This window comes from Candidatus Poriferisodalis sp. (genome assembly GCF_965208925.1).
In the GTDB taxonomy this organism is placed as follows: Bacteria; Actinomycetota; Acidimicrobiia; order Acidimicrobiales; family Poriferisodalaceae; genus Poriferisodalis.
Genome location: NZ_OZ242364.1, coordinates 861,572 through 878,059 on the forward strand (window position 1 = coordinate 861,572; position 16,488 = coordinate 878,059).

Below are 16,488 nucleotides of genomic sequence, written 5' to 3' on the forward strand. Positions count from 1 at the left end.
CCACGTGGGCCCGCTGCGGCGGCGGAAGATCTCTCTGCTCCGGGAATCCAGCAGGTTCCAACCTCGCAGAGCCCTCTTCCGCCGCCGCAGCTACCCGCTTGTGCTTGTCCGGCGACGCCGCTACGGAATTGACGGCGCTAGGCGGTACACCGTGCCGGCGGCGCTGAGCGCGTAGAGCTCGCCAGCGGCGTCTTCGCCGAAGGACACGAGCGTGTTGCGTGGCACTGACACGCCGAGGTCGATGCGTTCGGCGGTGCCGTCGGCGCCGCGGACGAGGCCCCACAGATCTCCGGTGCAGTAGTCGCCGAACACATAGGTGCCTTGCAGCGCCGGAATGGCACTGCCGCGGTAGACGTAGCCGCCTGTCACTGAACAGCCGTCGTCGTGGGTGTAGGTGTAAACGGGGAACACCAGATCAGGGGGCGCCTCGCCGCGCGAGAACCGCTCGTTGCCCTCGAACAGCGGCCAGCCCAGGTTGGCGCCCGGCGACCAGCCATCGGCGGCGGGCAGCACGTGAATCTCCTCGATGCGGTTCTGGCCCACATCGGCGATCCAGAGGTCGCCGGTGAGCCGGTCGAACGAGAACCGCCACGGGTTGCGGGCGCCGTACGCCCACACTTCGGGTGCATCGCCGGAGGGGAACGGGTTGCCCGCGGGAATTCCGTAGCCCTGCCCCGAGGCGGGGTTCGGGTCGATGCGAGCGATGGTGGCCAGCAGCGTGGAGTGGTCCTGGCCCTGGCCGAAGACGTCGTCCGCGCCGCCGCCGTCGCCGAATCCGATCCACAGGTTGCCGTCGGGCCCGAAGGTGAGGTCGCCGCCGTTGTGGTTGCACGCCGGCTGATCGAGCGCCATCAGCACCCGGCGCCGGTCGGTCTGGGGCGTCTCGCCGTCCATCGGCATCACGGCGATGCGGCTGTTGCGGGCCGTGTCGGTGTAGCTGAGGTAGAGCTGGTCGCCGTCGGGCGAGAAGGTGATGCCGAGCAACCCGTTCTCGCAACCTTGGCTGACTCTCGAACCGATGTCGGCAACGAGCTGCGGAGCGGCCCCGGCGTCGGCCGCACCCTCGGCGACTCGGCCGTCGGCGGGATCCAGCAGCCACACCTGACCGGTCAGCGTGGCCACATACCGCTGGCCCGTCCCGGGCCGGGCTGCGAGCGCAATCGGCACCGGCACGTCCGCGACGGGCGCGAGCGCGAACCTGGTCTCGGTGAGCAACGGGGCGGCGACGGGCGGGGCGGTCGTCGGCGGTGTCGACGACGCCGACTCGGTGACCGCGGTGTCTGAGGCACCGGCGGTGCCGGTCGCCTCAGCGGAATCGGCGGGGACGGCCGGACTCGTCGTCGCCGAGGCTCCGCCCTTCGTGCCGGCCGGCGGGATGGTCTGCAGCGCTGGGGGTGCGGTCACCGCAGGCGTCGCCGGGGCAAACGCGGGGTCCACCGTTTCCACGAACGTCCGCCCGGCACCATCGCCAGAGGTCGTAGCGCACGCACCAGCCAGGAGCGCGACCGCAATCAGCGCTGCTGTCGCTCGTGCCGGCCTCACGGTGGCCGACCGTACCCACACCGCTGGTGCAGAATCACGCAGGACGAACAGCGGAGGTGGCCAGATGGGCGCGCAGGGCGGCGATGTGAGCTGGGGCGGCTTCGCTGCCGCGTGCCCCGAGCTGGCCCGCAGGGTGCAGCAGCGATTCGGGAGCCACCTGCATGCGGTGATGGCCACGCTGCGTCGAGACGGCTCACCACGGATGTCCGGCATGGAAGCCCCCATACGCGACGGCCACCTCTGGCTGGGAATGGACCGCAACTCGACCAAGGCCGCCGACTTGCGGCGCGATCCCCGGTTCGGGCTGCACTCAGCGCCCGAGAGCGGGGAACTGAAAGCAGGCGATGCCCGCATCGAGGGCACGGCGGTGCCCGCCGACGACGCCCAGCTCGACACATTCCTGCGTGGGCATCATCACGAGATCGACGACGCGACCCCGATGGCACTGTTCACGGCCAGGATCGCCCGGGCCGTGCTGGTGCGCGTCGACGACCAGCATCTCGTCGTGGAGACGTGGACGCCAGCCGGCGGCCTGACCGAACGCAGGATCAGCTAAGGCTCGCATTCGCTCAGCCGGAGCCAGCGCCGCGTCCCGTCGGGCCTGCAGAACTCTCGCCCGGCGTTACTGCCTAGAGTTCACCCCAGGAGGCTGACATGGGCGATTGGTGGCAGGCGCTCACAGGCGATCTGCAGATCTTCTATGCGATCGGCTTCATCGCGAGTTTCCTTCTCCTCGGGCAGCTGGTGCTGCTCGCGTTCGGGGTAGGCACCGACTTCGACGTCGCCGAGGATGATTCGACTGGCGGGTTCCTGTCCATCCGCTCGCTGGTCGCCTTTGCATTCGCATTCGGTTGGACCGGCGTGCTGATGAAACAAGGCGGCAGTTCGACGGTGGTGGCGGTGGTGGTTGCGCTCGCCGTCGCGTTCGCCGTCTTTCTGGGCGTCGGCTTCTTGTGGCGCTCATTCTCGAAGCTCGGCGAGAGCGGCTCGGTCGACTACCAATCCGCGGTCGGCAAGCACGGCACCGTCTATCTGACGATCTTGGCGAACCGTGCAGGGCCGGGCAAGGTCGAGGTACTTGTTCAAGGACGCATGCGGGTGATCGACGCCTACACCGAAGCAGACGACGATCTCGCGGCACAAACCCGGGTCGAAGTGATCGACGTCATCGATCCGGCGACCGTGCTGGTAGCGCCTCGTTAGCCTGCGCGACTGCAACAACTGCAATTGCAGGATCGCTCACGCGGTCGTCACGGCAAACGACTGAGAGGTAGTCATGGCCGTCATCGCACTCGCAGGTGGCCTGTTCGCCATCTTCCTGATTGCCCTGCTGTGGATTTCGTCCCGGTACAAGCGCTGCCCGTCGGACCGGGTGCTGGTCGTCTATGGACGCATCGGCGGAGAGGGTCAGTCTGCGCGGTGCCTGCATGGCGGCGGCAATCTGATTTGGCCCATCGTTCAGGGCTACGCCTACTTGGACCTGACGCCCATCCCGATCGAGATCAAGCTCCAAGGGGCGCTGTCGCAGCAGAACATTCGAGTCAACACGCCAGCGACGTTCACGGTCGGCATCTCCACCGAGCCAGGCGTCATGCAGAACGCCGCCGAACGTCTGCTCGGGCTCTCTCTCGTGGAGATCGAGAACTTGGCGCGCGACATCATCTTCGGCCAGATGCGTGTGGTGATCGCCACCATGCCGATCGAACAGATCAACGCCGACCGCGAGCAGCTCATCACCAACATCACCGAATCGCTCGAACTCGAGCTGCGCAAAGTTGGCCTGCGCCTCATCAACGTCAACATCCAGGACATCACCGATGAGTCCGGCTACATCGACGCCCTGGGCCGCGAAGCCGCAGCCCGTGCGATCAACGAAGCGAAGATCAAGGTGGCCGAGCAGGAGCGCGACGGTGACATCGGCGCGGCTGAGGCACAGCGCGAGCAGCGCATCCGCGTGGCGCAGGCCAACGCGACCGCAACCGAGGGCGAGAACGAATCGCACGTCGTGATTGCGCGCTCTGCCAGCGAGCGACGACAGCAGGAAGCCGAAGCCGAGCGCGCCGCCAACGCCGCCGAACGCGTCAGCCAGGCCCAGGCCGAGCAGGAATCGTTCGCCGCTGAGACGGAGGCCGAACGGGTCCGGGCCGAGCGTGACAAGGCCGCGCAAGAAGCGGACGTCGTGGTGCCGGCCCAGGTAGAGCGCGAGCGGGTGAGAACCCTGGCCGAAGCCGAGGCTGACCGCACCAGGCTCGTGAAGGCCGGCGAGGCCGACGGTCAGCGACTGCTCATGGAGGCCGAGGCGTTGGGCTTGCTGGCACTGCTCAGCCGGAGGGCCGAGGGCCTGGGTGCGCTGGTGGCAGCCAGCGGCGGCGCGGCGCAGGAGGCCGCTCTGCTGCTGATCGCCGAGCAGCTGCCGAACCTCGTGGCCGAGCAGGTGAAGGCGATCTCGAACCTGAAGATCGACAAGATCACGGTCTGGGATTCAGGCTCGAATGGCGATGGGCAAGCTGGCACTACTGCGAATTTCGTCTCGGGTCTCGTGGGCGCACTGCCGCCGCTGCATGAGGTCGCGAGTCAGGCAGGCATCAAGCTGCCGCAATTCCTCGGCGAACTCGACGATGACAAAGCACTGGACCGCCTGCGTGAGCTGGCCGAACAGCTTGGAGACCGCTCGGCGGACGCACGAATCAGCGAAGTCGACGTGGTCGGCGAAGACGAGGGCGAGAGCGGCGCTGGCGCCTAGGGCGCGGTGTCTGGTTCATCGGCAGGCGTGTCGCCGCCGTCGCTGTCAGCATCGGCAGCGGCGAAATCCGGCATGCGGCGCTCGTGGAACTCGACGGGTGGAGTGCGGGACTGGCGGTTCCGCTTCATCCGCAGGTTGAGCGCTTCCACCAGCACGGCGAAGCCCATAGCGAAGTAGATGTAGCCCTTCGGGATGTGGAAATCGGCGCCTTCGGCGACCAGCGACATGCCGATGAGCAACAAGAAGGCCAGCGCCAGCATCTTCACCGTCGGGTGCTTGCCGACGAATCGCATCACCGGGCCCGACGACCACAGCATCACGCCCACGGCGATGACGACCGCAGCGATCATCACGCCCACCCGGTCGGCCATGCCCACCGCAGTGATGACCGAGTCGAGGCTGAACACCAGGTCCAGCACGAGGATCTGGATGATCACCTTGGCGAATGATGTCGAGGCCTTGCCCTCATCGCCATGGTGATCGTCGCCTTCGAGCTTGTGATGGATCTCGAACGTCGACTTGCCCAGCAGGAACAGCCCGCCGCCCAGCAGGATCAGGTCGCGCCCGGATAGCTCGTGGCCGAACACCGAGAACAGCGGCGCCGTCAGCCGCACGATCCACGAGATGCCGAGCAGCAGGAGCACCCTCATGGCCATGGCCAGCGAGAGGCCTACAACGCGCGCGCGATCAGCGGGTGAGCGCTTGGCGCCGCCCGCGGTGTCAGATGGCGAGCCCTCAAGACGGCTCGCCAATATCGAGATGAAGATCACGTTGTCGATGCCGAGCACGATCTCGAGCACGGTCAGCGTGACCAGAGAGATCCAAACCTCAGGATTCGAGACCCATTCCACGAGCGCACACGCTAGAGCGGCGGCGCGACGCGCCCGCAGCTACTGAGCCGTCGCGACGGCGTCGCTGCTACTGCGAGACGGAGCCGTCCTGGGTGGCCCACCAGGTGTCGAGGCGGTGTCGGACCTCGGCGGCGCCGAGCTCGCCCTCGGTGCGGCGCAGCTCCAGCAGGAACTTCATGGCCCGGCCGACGTCGGGGCCGGGCTCTAGGCCCAGGTGGGTCATCACCTCGTCGCCGTTCAGCTCGGGGCGCAGTTCTTTCTGGGCCTGCTCGCGTGCCAGCCGGGCGATGCGCACCTCGAAGCGGTCGAGCGCGTCGTGCAGGGCTTCGATCCGCTTGACATTGCGGGACGTGCAGTCGCTGCGCACCATGTCGTTCAGGTCGCCCAGCAGCGGCCCGGCGTCGCGGGCATAGCGCCGCACTGCTGCATCGGTCCAGCCGGTGTCGTATCCCTTGAAGCGGCCCGACAGGTGCACGAGGCGGGCCACCTCTTCGGTCAGATCCTGGCCGTAGCCCATCTGCGGCATCCGCTTGCGGGTGAGCTTGGCGCCGACGGCCTCGTGATTGCGGAACGTCACGCCGCCCGAGTCGATCTGGCGCGTCAACGGCTTGCCGATGTCGTGGAACAGCGCCCCGAGGCGCACCCGCAGGCGGGGCGGGCTCTGGGCCACCACGGCGATCGTGTGGGCGAGGACGTCCTTGTGGCGGTGGATCGGATCCTGCTCGAGCGCCAGCGCGGGCAGCTCGGGCAGGTGCTCATCGGCCCAGCCGCTGTCGACCAGCTCCCACAGGCCCTGGCGCGGGTCGTCGACCACCAGCACGCTGTTCAGCTCGTCGCAGGGCAGCACCGCACCGTGGTCGAGCTCCAGCTCGTCGGCGTCGTCGCGCTCGGGCGCGCGGTGCGGGGTGGCCATCCCTCCATGATGCAGCCCGGCGAGCGGCGCTCCAACCATGTTTTTCGGGGGTTTCGCGACTTCGTGGCGCACCCGTCGCGGCCATTCGCATCGCGGCCAAGTGCCCGGTCTATGTTCGACAGACGGACGCGTCGAGGGGCGGTTCGCACCGAGTCAGCCCCGAGCGTGCCGGACCGCCGACACACCAGCCCGTCAGCACACCAACCGCCGACACACCCGCGAGGAGCAGAGCAGCGTGGCAGCGTCGTTCGTGCACCTGCACACCCACACCGAGTACTCCCTGCTCGACGGCGCGGCACGCGTCGATGAGGTGGTCGCGGCGGCAGCAGCAGACGGCCAGCCGGCGCTGGGCATCACCGACCACGGCAACATGTACGGCGTCCTCGACTTCTACCGGGCCTGCAAGGCACACGGCATCAAGCCGGTCATCGGCACCGAGGCCTACATGGCGCTCGAGAGCCGCCACGAGCGCCCCAGCCGGAACCGGGCCAAGAACGCCAAGGTCGACGACACCGGCGACGACGGCGAGGGCGGCGGGAAGCTCTACTACCACCTGACGCTGCTGGCTCACAGCGACGCCGGATACCGCAACCTGCTCAAGCTGGCCAGCCGGGCCTTCCTCGAGGGCTACTACTACAAGCCCCGGATGGACTGGGAGATGTTCGCCGACCACGCCGAGGGCCTCACCGCCACCACCGGGTGCCTCGGCAGCGTGGTGCAGCAGGCCCTGCTGAACGGCGACTACGACGAAGCCCGCCGCCGGGCCGGACGCCTGCAGGACATCTTCGGCCGCGACTCGCTGTATGTGGAGCTGCAGGACCACGGCATCAGCGCCCAGCACGACTGCAACCCGCAGCTCCTGCAGATCGCGCACGACCTCAATGCGCCGCTGCTGGCCACCAACGACCTGCACTACACCCACCAGCACGATGCGGTGGCCCACGACGCGCTGCTGTGCGTGCAGACCGGCTCGCTGCGCAGCGATGCCGACCGCTTCAAGTTCCACGGCGACCAGCACTATCTCAAGAGCGCCGCGGAGATGCGAGCGGTGTTCAGCGAGTTCCCCGAGGCATGCGACAACACGCTGGCCGTCGCCGACCGTGCCGAGACGAACATCGAGTTCGGTCAGGTGCTGCTGCCGCACTTCGAGGTGCCCGCTCCCCACGCCGACGCCGACGCCTACCTGTCGCACCTGGCGTTCGAGGGTGCGAAGCGGCGCTGGGGCTCGAACGTGTCCGAGAGCACCGCCGCCCGCATCGCCTATGAGCTGCGGGTCATCTCCGACATGGGCTTCAGCAGCTACTTCCTGATCACCTGGGACCTCATCCGCCACGCCCGCGAGAGCAACATCCGGGTAGGGCCCGGGCGGGGCTCGGCGGCCGGCTGCGTGGTGGCCTACTGCCTGGGCATCACCGATCTCGATCCCATCCGCTACGGCCTGCTGTTCGAGCGCTTCCTCAACCCGGCCCGCATCTCGATGCCCGACATCGACATCGACTTCGACGACCGCTACCGCGACGAGATGATCCACTACACGGCCCAGAAGTACGGCCACGACCACGTCGCGCAGATCATCACCTTCTCCACCATCAAGGCGCGGGCGGCCGTGCGTGACGCCGCCCGGGTGCTGGGCAAGCCGTACTCGCTGGGCGACCGCATCTCCAAGGCCATGCCGCCGCTGATCATGGGCCGCGACACCCCGCTGGGCGCCTGCCTCGAACCCGACGACAAGCACGCCGACGGGTACGCCGCCGCGGCCGAGCTGCGCACCATGTACTCCACCGACGACGAGGTGCGCGAGGTGGTGGACGTGGCCCGCGGCCTCGAGGGCCTCATCCGGCAGGACTCGGTGCATGCCGCTGCGGTGGTGATCAGCCCCGAGCCGCTCACCGAATACCTGCCGATCCAGCGCAAGCCCGAGTCGGGCACCGATCCCGAAGCGGCCCCGATCGTCACCCAGTTCGACATGGGCGGCGTGGAAGACCTGGGCCTGCTGAAGATGGACTTCCTGGGGCTGCGGACGCTGTCGATCATCGACGATGCCGTGCGACTCGTCGAGCGCAGCAGCGGCACCCGGCTCGACATCGACGCAATGCCGCTCGACGACGCCGCCACGTTCGAGCTGCTGTGCGCCGGCGACACGATGGGCGTGTTCCAGCTGGAGTCGACGCCGGTGCGGTCGCTGCTGCAGTCGATGCGCCCCACCCGCTTCGAGGACATCTGCGCGCTGGTGGCGCTGTACCGGCCCGGCCCGATGGCTGCCGACATGCACAACAGCTATGCGCACCGCAAGAACGGCCGCCAGCCTGCCACGCCGCCGCACCCCGACCTCGCCGAGCTGCTCGACGAGACCTACGGGCTGATGATCTACCAGGAGTCGATGATGCGGGTGGCCCAGGAGATCGCCGGTTACTCCATGGCCGAGGCCGACGACCTGCGCAAGGCGTGCGGCAAGAAGAACCGCGAGCAGATCGCCGAGCACCGCACCAAGTTCGTGGAAGGCAGCGTGGCGAAGGGCTACACGGAGGATCTGGGCAAGCAGCTCTTCGACATCATCGAGCCGTTCGCCGACTATGCGTTCAACAAGAGCCACGCCTTCGCCTACGGGCTGATCGCCTACCAGACGGCATATCTGAAGGCCAACCACCGCACCGAGTTCCTGGCGGCCGTGCTGACCGGCTCGAAGCGCAACATCGACAAGGCGGGCGTGTACCTGGCCGACTGCCGCCAGTCGGGGATCGACGTGCTGGTGCCCGACATCAACCGCTCCGAGCTCGACTTCGCCGCCGACGGGCGCACCATCCCGTTCGGGCTGTCGGCGGTGCGCAACGTGGGCGAGAAGGTGGCCGAGCCGATCCTCGACGAGCGTGCGGCCAACGGGCCGTTCGCCGACTTCGAGGACTACTGCATGCGTGTGCCGCGTGAGGTGCTCAACCGGCGGTTCACCGAGTCGCTCATCAAGGCGGGCGCCTTCGAGACGTGCGGGCACAGCCGGGCCGGGCTGCTGCGGGTGTTCGAGCAGATCGTCGAGTCGGCGCTGCGACGGCGTGAAGAGGCAGCCGCGGGGGTGCAGTCGCTGTTCGGCGGCGGCAGCCCGCAGGCCGATGGCGACAGTGAAGCCGGCGGCGGCGGGCCGGGCTTCGACGAGCGCATCGAGGTGCCCGACATCGAGGCCTCCGAGCGCGACACGCTGGCGTGGGAGAAGGAGCTGCTCGGGCTGTACGTGTCCGACCATCCGCTGCGCGGCGGCGAGGCGCAGCTTCGGCGGTCGGTGACCTGCCAGGTGAGCGGTCTGGGAGACCTGCAGCCCAGCCACGACGGCGGCCAGCAGTGGGTGACGCTGGGCGGCGTGGTGCAGAGCCTGCAGCGCCGCTACACACGCGGCGGCGATCCGATGGCCCGGTTCATGCTCGAAGACCTGTCGGGCTCGATCGAGGTGACCCTGTTCCCCAAGGGCTTCGCTGCTGCGGGCGCAACGCTGGCCGAAGATGCCGTGGTGCTGGTGCGGGGTCGGCCCGACCGCCGCGGCGAGGGCGAGACGGCGTTCCTGGCGAGCGAGGTGGAGGCGCTGGAGCTGCGCAAGGGGCCCGTGCCGGTGTCGCTCGACGTGGAGCGGGTCGACATCGACGACCACTGGCTCACCGAGTTCGAGCAGATGCTGTCGGAGTACCCCGGCGATGCGCCGGTGCACATACGTGTGGGCGACTCGGTGGTGCAGTTGCCGGAGTCGCGCTGGGTGGATGCGCGCACGCTCGCCGGCCCGATGCGGGAGCTGCTCGGCGCTGACGCCGTGCGCACCTAGCCGGCTCCCGGGCCGCTCTGCCATGACGGGGCCAGACCACTAGTCTTTCCCGGTGGCTGCGAGCGCAGCCGACCTCCGGTACCGCGGCATCGGCCGCTGAACAGCTTCTTCAGGAGAACGCATGAGCGACGCCGATACCCGCAAAGTCGATGGCAAGGCGCTCGAGGACCCGCACAAGATGATGGTCCCGTTCGCGAAGTTCAAGAGCTTCGAGTTCGCAGACAAGCTCTGGGTGCTCGGCGGGCTGCTCTTCCTGATCATCCTGATCAACGTCGTGTTCTCCGGCGGCACCGGGGGCTAGTCGCTGCGGTCCCTCACCCGCCCCATGACGTGCGCTCGACGCAGTCCGGCTGCTGCCACGTCGCAAATAACTCGCATTCACAGGGCTGAGGCGAGGAAACTGTCGCTATGAGCGGCAACGGGGCCGACCCAAGCGACATCGGCGGAGCAGGCGCTGCCGTCACCGTGGTGCTGCCCGACGGGCAGAGCCGCGAACTCGCCGGCGGTGCCACCGGTGCCGACCTTGCTGCGTCGCTGGGACGGCGGGCGGCCAAGGACGCCCTGATCGCCGTTGCCGACGGCGAGCAGCTCGACCTGAACCGGCCCTTGCCCGACGGCGCATCGGTGTCGCTGGTGTTCCCGTCGTCAGACGAGGGGCTCGAGGTGCTGCGCCACTCGACCGCCCACGTGCTGGCCCAGGCGGTGCTGCGGCTGTACCCGGGCGCCACCTTCTCGATCGGGCCGCCGATCACCGACGGCTTCTACTACGACTTCGATCTGGGTCTCGACGACGGCGGGCGGGCGCGCACCTTCTCCGATGAGGATCTCGAGGCGATCGAGGCCGAGATGCGGGCCATCGTGGCCGCACGCCAGCCGTTCATCCGCGCCGAGGTGAGCCGGGCCGCTGCCGATGAGCTGTTCGCCGCGCATCCCTACAAGATCGAGATTCTCGACGGCGAGGCCGACGACCCTGCGTCGGGCCCTGAAGGCGGGGTGATCACCACCTACCGCAACACCGACGAGTTCGTGGACCTGTGCCGCGGCCCGCACGTGCCCGACACCGGGCGGCTGGGTCACTTCAAGCTGATGCGGGTGGCGGGTGCGTATTGGCGGGGCGACGAGAGCCGCCAGATGCTGCAACGCATCTACGGCACCGCGTGGGGCTCGAAGGCCGAGCTGGCTGCCCACCTGGAGCGGCTGGAGGAGGCCGCCAAGCGCGACCACCGGCGGCTGGTGACTGACTTGGACTTGCTCAGCTTCCCTGCCGAGCTCGGCGGCGGGCTGGCCGTGTGGCACCCCAAGGGCGCGGTGGTGCGCAAGATCATGGAGGACTACAGCCGCGACCGCCATGAGACCGGCGGCTACGAGTTCGTGTACACGCCGCACCTGGCCAACGCCCGGCTGTTCGAGACCTCAGGGCACCTGGATTTCTACGCCGAGGGCATGTACCCGCCGATGGAGATGGACAACGGCGTCTATTACCCCAAGCCCATGAACTGCCCCATGCACTGCCTGATCTTCAATCAGCGGCAGCGCTCGTACCGGGAGCTGCCGCTGCGGCTGTTCGAGCTGGGCACCGTGTACCGCTACGAGCGCTCGGGCACTTTGCATGGGCTGATGCGGATCCGGGGGTTCACCCAAGACGACAGCCACCTGTACGTGGCGCCCGAGCAGCTGCCCGATGAGATCGAGCGCCTGCTGGACTTCGTGCTCTCGGTGCTGAACGCGTTCGGTTTCGAGGACTTCGAGTTCAAGCTGTCCACCCAGGATCCCGAGAAGTACGTGGGCGACGATGAGGGCTGGGAACAGGCGACGGCTGCGCTGCGGGCTGCCTTGGACCGGCGCGGCCATGACTACATGGAAGCCGCGGGAGAGGCGGCGTTCTACGGGCCGAAGATCGACATTGACGTGACCGATGCGATCGGGCGCTCGTGGCAGCTGTCCACCATTCAGGTCGACTTCAACCTGCCCGAGCGATTCAACCTGCGCTACACCGGCGCCGACGGCGAGGTGCACCGGCCGATCATGATCCACCGGGCGCTGTTCGGCTCGATCGAGCGGTTCTTCGGGGTGTTGGTGGAGCACTACGCGGGTGCGTTCCCGCCGTGGCTGGCGCCGGTGCAGGCGGTGGTGCTGGGCGTGCGGGCCGATCATGACTCGTTTGCCGAGTCGGTGGTGGCTCAGCTCGCCGAGGCGGGGTACCGGGCCGAGATGATGCCGGCCGATGACCCGCTGGGCGCTCGGATCAGGCGGGCCAAGCTGACCAAGGTGCCCTACGTGCTGGTGGTGGGAGACGACGACGTGGCGGCGGGCACGGTGGGCGTGAACCCCCGCGGCCAGCCGGTGCAGCGTGACGTGCCGCTGGGAGAGTTCCTGGCACGGCTGGCCGACGAGGTAGAGCGCAAAGCCGTCGACGTGGGCGGCGCAGGCAGCACAACCGTCGATGTGGGCGGCGCAGGCAGCACAGCCGCCGATGCCGGCGCTGCAGCCGACTCGGCGGGCGACTGAGGTTCGGGCCGACGTGAAGGCGCTGGTCTTCGAGCGCAAGGAGCTGCGCTTTGCCGCGGCGATGGCTGCGGGGAAGCTGAAGCCGGGCTCGGGTGCGGGCGTCGGCCCGCTGCGATTGACCGAGATGGATCCGCCGGCGCTGCCCGGCGGCGGGTGGCAGCACGTGCACACGGCGTTGTCGGGCATCTGCGGCTCCGACCTGGCAACGGTCGACGGGAAGGTGTCGCGCTACTTCGAACCGCTGGTGTCGTTCCCGTTCGTACCCGGCCACGAAGTGGTGGGCCACACCGACGACGGCAGCCGGGTGGTGCTCGAGCCGGTGCTGGGCCACGAGGCGCACGGCTTCGCCCCGCCGTGGCCCGACGCCGCCCCTGCCGACGGCGACGACTACGGCCACCTGATCGGCGGCGAGATCGAGGCCGGTCTGCAGACCGGGTCGTGCGCCTCGACCGGCGGAGGCTGGTCGGAGACGTTCGCTGCCCATGAGTCGCAGCTGCATTCGCTGGGGTCGCTCGACCCCGAAGAGCTGTCCGACGAGGCGGCCGTGATGATCGAGCCGACCGCGGCCGGCGTGCATGCGGCGCTGCGATCGGGCGTGACCGAGGGCGGCACGGCGGCGGTGATCGGCGCCGGCACGATGGGTCTGGTGGCGGTGGCTGCACTGCGCCAGCTCACCGGCGTCGCGGCGATCGTGGTGGGTGCCCGCTACAGCCATCAGCGCCGCCTGGCCCGTGAGCTCGGCGCCGACCTGGCGGTGTCGCCCGACGAGCTGGGCCGTGCGGTGCGCCGGGCCGCAGGCACCCGGGTGATCGGCGAGACGCTGGGCTCGGGCACGCATGTGACCATCGACGCGGTGGCCTCGTCGCAGTCGCTGACCGACGCCATCGCCCTCACCCGGCCCCGCGGCCGCGTGGTGGTGCTGGGCATGCCCGCCAACGTGGAGCTGAACCTCTCCGCGCTGTGGCACCGCGAGACCGAGCTGGTGGGCGCCTATTGCTATGGCACCGAGCCGAGGCTCGACGGGGGTCACACCTTCGAAGCCGCCATCAAGCTGGTGCGCGATTGCGATTTGGGTCGCTTGGTGTCCGCGCTGTACCCGCTCGACGACTACCGCAACGCCCTCGAGCACGCCGCCAACGCCGGCTCCCGAGGCTCCACCAAGATCGCCTTCGACCTCCGCGAGTCGTAGCGACCAGCCCAGCCACTGCCAGGGGCCGACTCCAGAATCAGCACCAGAGTCAACGCCATAGCCAGCACCTCGGCCGTCGAGACTCCGCGAACCAGACAGTCCCCGCGCATCCGGTTGCCGTCTCAGCCCACGCTCGGGGTCAGCCCCCGGCGGATCAGCCCGGCGGCGCTCGGCACGCTGTGCTGCTGGAACCGTTGGAGCGCTTGTCCGGGGCTCGTAACCCGAATCGGCCCCTGCCAGCGCCTTCGACGGTGAATCCCTGTTCGTGAATCTTGACCTTGTGACAGTCGTTGCAGACCGTCACAAGGTTGGCGTAGTCGGTGGGGCCACCGTGCTGCCATTCGGTGATGTGGTGGGCGAAGCAGCGCTCGGGCGCGACGCCACAACCGATGCAGCCTTGGTCGCGCAGCGCCAGCGCCGCTCGTTGGAGCTCGGTGGCAGTGCGCCGGGTCCGCCCCATGCACAGATCCGCGTTCGCGTCATCGAAGATCACCGGCAGCACCTTCATGTCGACTGCGGCCTTGGCGATCTCGCCGATCGGAACCGGAGTGCCGTCAGCCAGGCGTGCATCGCGGAGCCGGTGGTTGACCATGTCGTAGTCGGCGACGACCAACAGAGTCGTGCCCGCAGGGCGCCGACGACCAGGCTCCAAGAGGAGCTTGGTGATCGCATCGGCGGTGCGCTGCGTGGGGGTGGGACGCGCGCCTGGATCTTCGTCCCGGAACATGCTGCGCTCGGTAGCGGCGATCACCGAGTTCACCCTCGCGCCAGTCAGCGGATCGAGTTCGAGGTTGACCACCACCATGCCGTCGTCGCGCCGGGTGAACACCCGCCCGGCGCGTGATCGCCGCTGACGCTCCAGCAGACTCTCGCCGTCATCGCCGCTGCAATCGGCCACATGACGTGCCACGGTCCGGCGAAACTGGTCGTAGCCCTCACGACGCGCCCGCGCGACAAGGAATCCTTCGTCGATCGGGGCTTCCCCAGCGGCACGAGCAATCAATCGGGCGTGCGCCGAGGGGATTCGCCCGGCCGCAAGGTCGCTGCGTGTCACATCGAGCTCACTCAGCGCCACCGCGGTCTTCACATCAGCACGAGCCGCGCGCCCCGACATCGACAGCTTCTCCTTGGCAACCTGCTCGGCGACGGCCGCGCTGTCACGGCGCGCAATCTCGCCCAGCGTGTCGGCGTACATGGCCTCCAAGCCGGACCGAGCCCGCCCAATCTCAACCAAGCGGGCACGCAACGACTCATCACACAGACCCGCGACATCCACCGCCGCTACACGCACACCGACTGACGCAGCCTCGCCCAGAGGGTCGGATTCGCCGTCGCTTCTCATGTGAACAAACGTACGGAGGGGGTGTGACAACCTCAGCAGTCACTCAGTCTCGACTCGACGCATTGGAGTCATAGAATGGGTAAGGCAATACTGACTATTGCAAGGATAAGTGAGATAGGTCACAGCATGCTCGAATCGACCATTACCTCGAAAGGCCAGACGACGTTGCCTCGCCGGGTCCGCGAGCGCTTGTCACTTCAGCCCGGCGACAAGGTGCGTTACCTCATCGATGGCGATGCAGTCCGGATCGTCGCCGTGCGGCCGGTCAGTGAGCTGTTCGGCATGCTCCAGTACGACGGCCCACCGGTGACATTGGAGGAGATGGACGCGGCGATCGCCGAGCGCGCCGCGTCGGCATGATTGCCATCGACACCAACGTGCTGGTCCGGCATCTCGTCAATGACGACCCCGAGCAAGCGGCACGGGCGCGCAGCCTCCTGGGATCAGCGTCCCGCGATCGACCAGCCTTTGTCTGCCGGGAAGTACTCATGGAAACGGTCTGGGTTCTCGAAACCACCTACCGCTTCGAACGCCCGCGCGTCGCCGAAGCCCTGTCGGCACTGCTGACCGCGAGCGGCCTCGCCATCGAAGCCGCTGACGACGTCGCCGAAGTTGCGAATGCATACCGCAGCAGCAATGCGGATTTCTCCGACTTGATGATCCTGGCCGCAGCGCGGCGCAACGACGCGCAGCCGTTGTTCACCTTCGACCGGCAGCTCGCTGCGCTGGACGGCGCTGCGCTGCCAGATCACCGCTGAACCGCCGAATCGAGAATCCCAGTCTCGGGGTGGGCGCAGTGTTCACCGCGGGGACAGGGATCGTTCGCCCGGAGCTGGCAGGCTGTCGCGGTGGCGGCTCTGCGTGAGACAACGGCCAGCCGGCTGACTTCGGAGTTCGTGGGGACGGGGTTCCTGCTGCTCAGCGTGGTGGGCTCGGGGATCATGGCCGAGCGGCTTAGCCCGAACGACGTGGGGCTGCAGCTGCTGGAGAACTCGATGGCCACGGCGGGGGCGCTGCTGTGCCTCATCCTGCTGTTCGGCGCCACCTCGGGGGCGCACTTCAACCCGGCGGTGACGCTGTGGGCTCGCCTCGCCGGCGACCTCGACAACCGGATGGCCGGGCTGTATGTGGTGGTGCAGACCGCCGGCGCGATCCTGGGCGTGATCGCCGCCAACGTGATCTTCGAGCTGGATGCCGTGTTCTGGTCGACCAACGACCGGATCAGCGGGGCCGCGTTCCTGTCGGAGATCATCGCCACGTTCGGGCTGGTGATCGTGATCATCGGCGTGGTGCGCTCGGGCAAGGCCCAGTTCGTGCCGTTCGCCGTGGCCGCCTACATCGGCGGGGCCTACTTCTTCACCTCGTCCACCAGCTTCGCCAACCCGGCGGTGACCGTCGGTCGCATGTTTTCCGACACGTTCGCCGGCATCGCGCCCGCCAGCGCACCGCTGTTCATCGTGGCGCAGTTCATCGGTGCGCTCTGCGCGATCGGCGTGGCACGAGTCACGCACCCGCAGCGCTGAGCCGGTTGCGGCCTCGGTTCGAAGGCCGCTTTCCGCAGGCCGAGCAGCCCGCTGGACTCGATGCAGGGGCTGAAC

14 protein-coding genes are annotated in these 16,488 nt (G+C 68.3%); 10 read left to right on the top strand and 4 right to left on the bottom strand.

Annotation, left to right across the window (positions count from 1 at the left end):
* Positions 1 to 120: 120 nt before the first annotated feature.
* Complete coding sequence (locus tag ACOGI5_RS03655; RefSeq protein ID WP_419863115.1) at positions 121 to 1,542, bottom strand: PQQ-dependent sugar dehydrogenase; 1,422 nt, start codon at positions 1,540 to 1,542, stop codon at positions 121 to 123.
* Between the two features lie 64 nt (positions 1,543 to 1,606).
* Here ACOGI5_RS03655 and ACOGI5_RS03660 point away from each other — a divergent pair, with 64 nt between their 5' ends.
* The 3 genes from ACOGI5_RS03660 to ACOGI5_RS03670 all read left to right on the top strand — a co-directional run bounded on the left by ACOGI5_RS03660 (position 1,607) and on the right by ACOGI5_RS03670 (position 4,285).
* On the top strand, positions 1,607 to 2,098 hold the full coding sequence (locus ACOGI5_RS03660) for a pyridoxamine 5'-phosphate oxidase family protein (protein ID WP_419863116.1): 492 nt from the start codon (positions 1,607 to 1,609) through the stop codon (positions 2,096 to 2,098).
* 98 nt (positions 2,099 to 2,196) lie between these two features.
* The gene (locus ACOGI5_RS03665) at positions 2,197 to 2,745 is read left to right on the top strand and encodes a hypothetical protein (protein ID WP_323671606.1); all 549 of its coding nucleotides are present in this window, start codon (positions 2,197 to 2,199) and stop codon (positions 2,743 to 2,745) included.
* A gap of 73 nt (positions 2,746 to 2,818) precedes the next feature.
* Positions 2,819 to 4,285 carry a flotillin family protein gene (locus ACOGI5_RS03670; RefSeq protein ID WP_419863117.1) on the top strand — a complete coding sequence of 489 codons (1,467 nt, stop codon included), beginning with the start codon at positions 2,819 to 2,821 and terminating at the stop codon, positions 4,283 to 4,285.
* On the opposite strand, the gene ACOGI5_RS03675 is transcribed toward ACOGI5_RS03670, so the two are convergent.
* Together ACOGI5_RS03675 and ACOGI5_RS03680 are read right to left on the bottom strand one after the other, a co-directional pair.
* Complete coding sequence (locus ACOGI5_RS03675; protein ID WP_419863118.1) at positions 4,282 to 5,136, bottom strand: TerC family protein; 855 nt, start codon at positions 5,134 to 5,136, stop codon at positions 4,282 to 4,284. The genes ACOGI5_RS03670 and ACOGI5_RS03675 overlap by 4 nt on opposite strands.
* A 67-nt stretch (positions 5,137 to 5,203) precedes the next feature.
* Positions 5,204 to 6,049, bottom strand: coding sequence for an HDIG domain-containing metalloprotein (locus ACOGI5_RS03680; RefSeq protein ID WP_419863119.1), 846 nt, complete (start codon positions 6,047 to 6,049; stop codon positions 5,204 to 5,206).
* A 235-nt stretch (positions 6,050 to 6,284) separates the two neighbouring features.
* Here ACOGI5_RS03680 and dnaE point away from each other — a divergent pair, with 235 nt between their 5' ends.
* The 4 genes from dnaE (at position 6,285) to ACOGI5_RS03700 (ending at position 13,548) form a co-directional block, all read left to right on the top strand.
* A complete protein-coding gene (gene dnaE / locus ACOGI5_RS03685; protein WP_419863120.1) occupies positions 6,285 to 9,851 on the top strand; it encodes a DNA polymerase III subunit alpha in 3,567 nt (1,188 codons plus the stop codon).
* Between the two features lie 121 nt (positions 9,852 to 9,972).
* Positions 9,973 to 10,152: a hypothetical protein gene (locus tag ACOGI5_RS03690; protein ID WP_419863121.1), complete on the top strand. Its 180-nt coding sequence runs from the start codon at positions 9,973 to 9,975 to the stop codon at positions 10,150 to 10,152.
* A 107-nt stretch (positions 10,153 to 10,259) separates the two neighbouring features.
* Positions 10,260 to 12,359, top strand: coding sequence for a threonine--tRNA ligase (gene thrS, locus ACOGI5_RS03695; RefSeq protein ID WP_419863122.1), 2,100 nt, complete (start codon positions 10,260 to 10,262; stop codon positions 12,357 to 12,359).
* A gap of 13 nt (positions 12,360 to 12,372) precedes the next feature.
* Positions 12,373 to 13,548, top strand: a complete 1,176-nt coding sequence (locus ACOGI5_RS03700; protein WP_419863123.1) for a zinc-dependent alcohol dehydrogenase — start codon at positions 12,373 to 12,375, stop codon at positions 13,546 to 13,548.
* A 154-nt stretch (positions 13,549 to 13,702) separates the two neighbouring features.
* On the opposite strand, the gene ACOGI5_RS03705 is transcribed toward ACOGI5_RS03700, so the two are convergent.
* Positions 13,703 to 14,890, bottom strand: a complete 1,188-nt coding sequence (locus tag ACOGI5_RS03705; RefSeq protein WP_419863124.1) for an HNH endonuclease — start codon at positions 14,888 to 14,890, stop codon at positions 13,703 to 13,705.
* A 126-nt stretch (positions 14,891 to 15,016) separates the two neighbouring features.
* Here ACOGI5_RS03705 and ACOGI5_RS03710 point away from each other — a divergent pair, with 126 nt between their 5' ends.
* The 3 genes from ACOGI5_RS03710 (at position 15,017) to ACOGI5_RS03720 (ending at position 16,413) form a co-directional block, all read left to right on the top strand.
* Entirely contained in the window at positions 15,017 to 15,250 is a 234-nt protein-coding gene (locus ACOGI5_RS03710) for an AbrB/MazE/SpoVT family DNA-binding domain-containing protein (protein ID WP_419863125.1), read from the top strand.
* Positions 15,247 to 15,648 (top strand): PIN domain-containing protein, encoded by a 402-nt coding sequence (locus ACOGI5_RS03715; protein WP_419863126.1) that lies wholly within the window; start codon positions 15,247 to 15,249, stop codon positions 15,646 to 15,648. Before ACOGI5_RS03710 ends, ACOGI5_RS03715 begins: the two co-directional genes overlap by 4 nt.
* Before the next feature lie 90 nt (positions 15,649 to 15,738).
* Entirely contained in the window at positions 15,739 to 16,413 is a 675-nt protein-coding gene (locus ACOGI5_RS03720) for an aquaporin (protein WP_419863127.1), read from the top strand.
* The last annotated feature ends 75 nt before the right edge of the window (positions 16,414 to 16,488 follow it).

Coding starts and splice junctions, on each gene's coding strand:
- ACOGI5_RS03660 (WP_419863116.1), top strand. CDS start 1,607: ATGGGCGCGCAGGGCGGCGATGTGAGCTGGGGCGGCTTCGCTGCCGCG.
- ACOGI5_RS03690 (WP_419863121.1), top strand. CDS start 9,973: ATGAGCGACGCCGATACCCGCAAAGTCGATGGCAAGGCGCTCGAGGAC.
- ACOGI5_RS03710 (WP_419863125.1), top strand. CDS start 15,017: ATGCTCGAATCGACCATTACCTCGAAAGGCCAGACGACGTTGCCTCGC.
- thrS (WP_419863122.1), top strand. CDS start 10,260: ATGAGCGGCAACGGGGCCGACCCAAGCGACATCGGCGGAGCAGGCGCT.
- ACOGI5_RS03705 (WP_419863124.1), bottom strand. CDS start 14,890: ATGAGAAGCGACGGCGAATCCGACCCTCTGGGCGAGGCTGCGTCAGTC.
- ACOGI5_RS03680 (WP_419863119.1), bottom strand. CDS start 6,049: ATGGCCACCCCGCACCGCGCGCCCGAGCGCGACGACGCCGACGAGCTG.
- ACOGI5_RS03665 (WP_323671606.1), top strand. CDS start 2,197: ATGGGCGATTGGTGGCAGGCGCTCACAGGCGATCTGCAGATCTTCTAT.
- ACOGI5_RS03715 (WP_419863126.1), top strand. CDS start 15,247: ATGATTGCCATCGACACCAACGTGCTGGTCCGGCATCTCGTCAATGAC.
- ACOGI5_RS03670 (WP_419863117.1), top strand. CDS start 2,819: ATGGCCGTCATCGCACTCGCAGGTGGCCTGTTCGCCATCTTCCTGATT.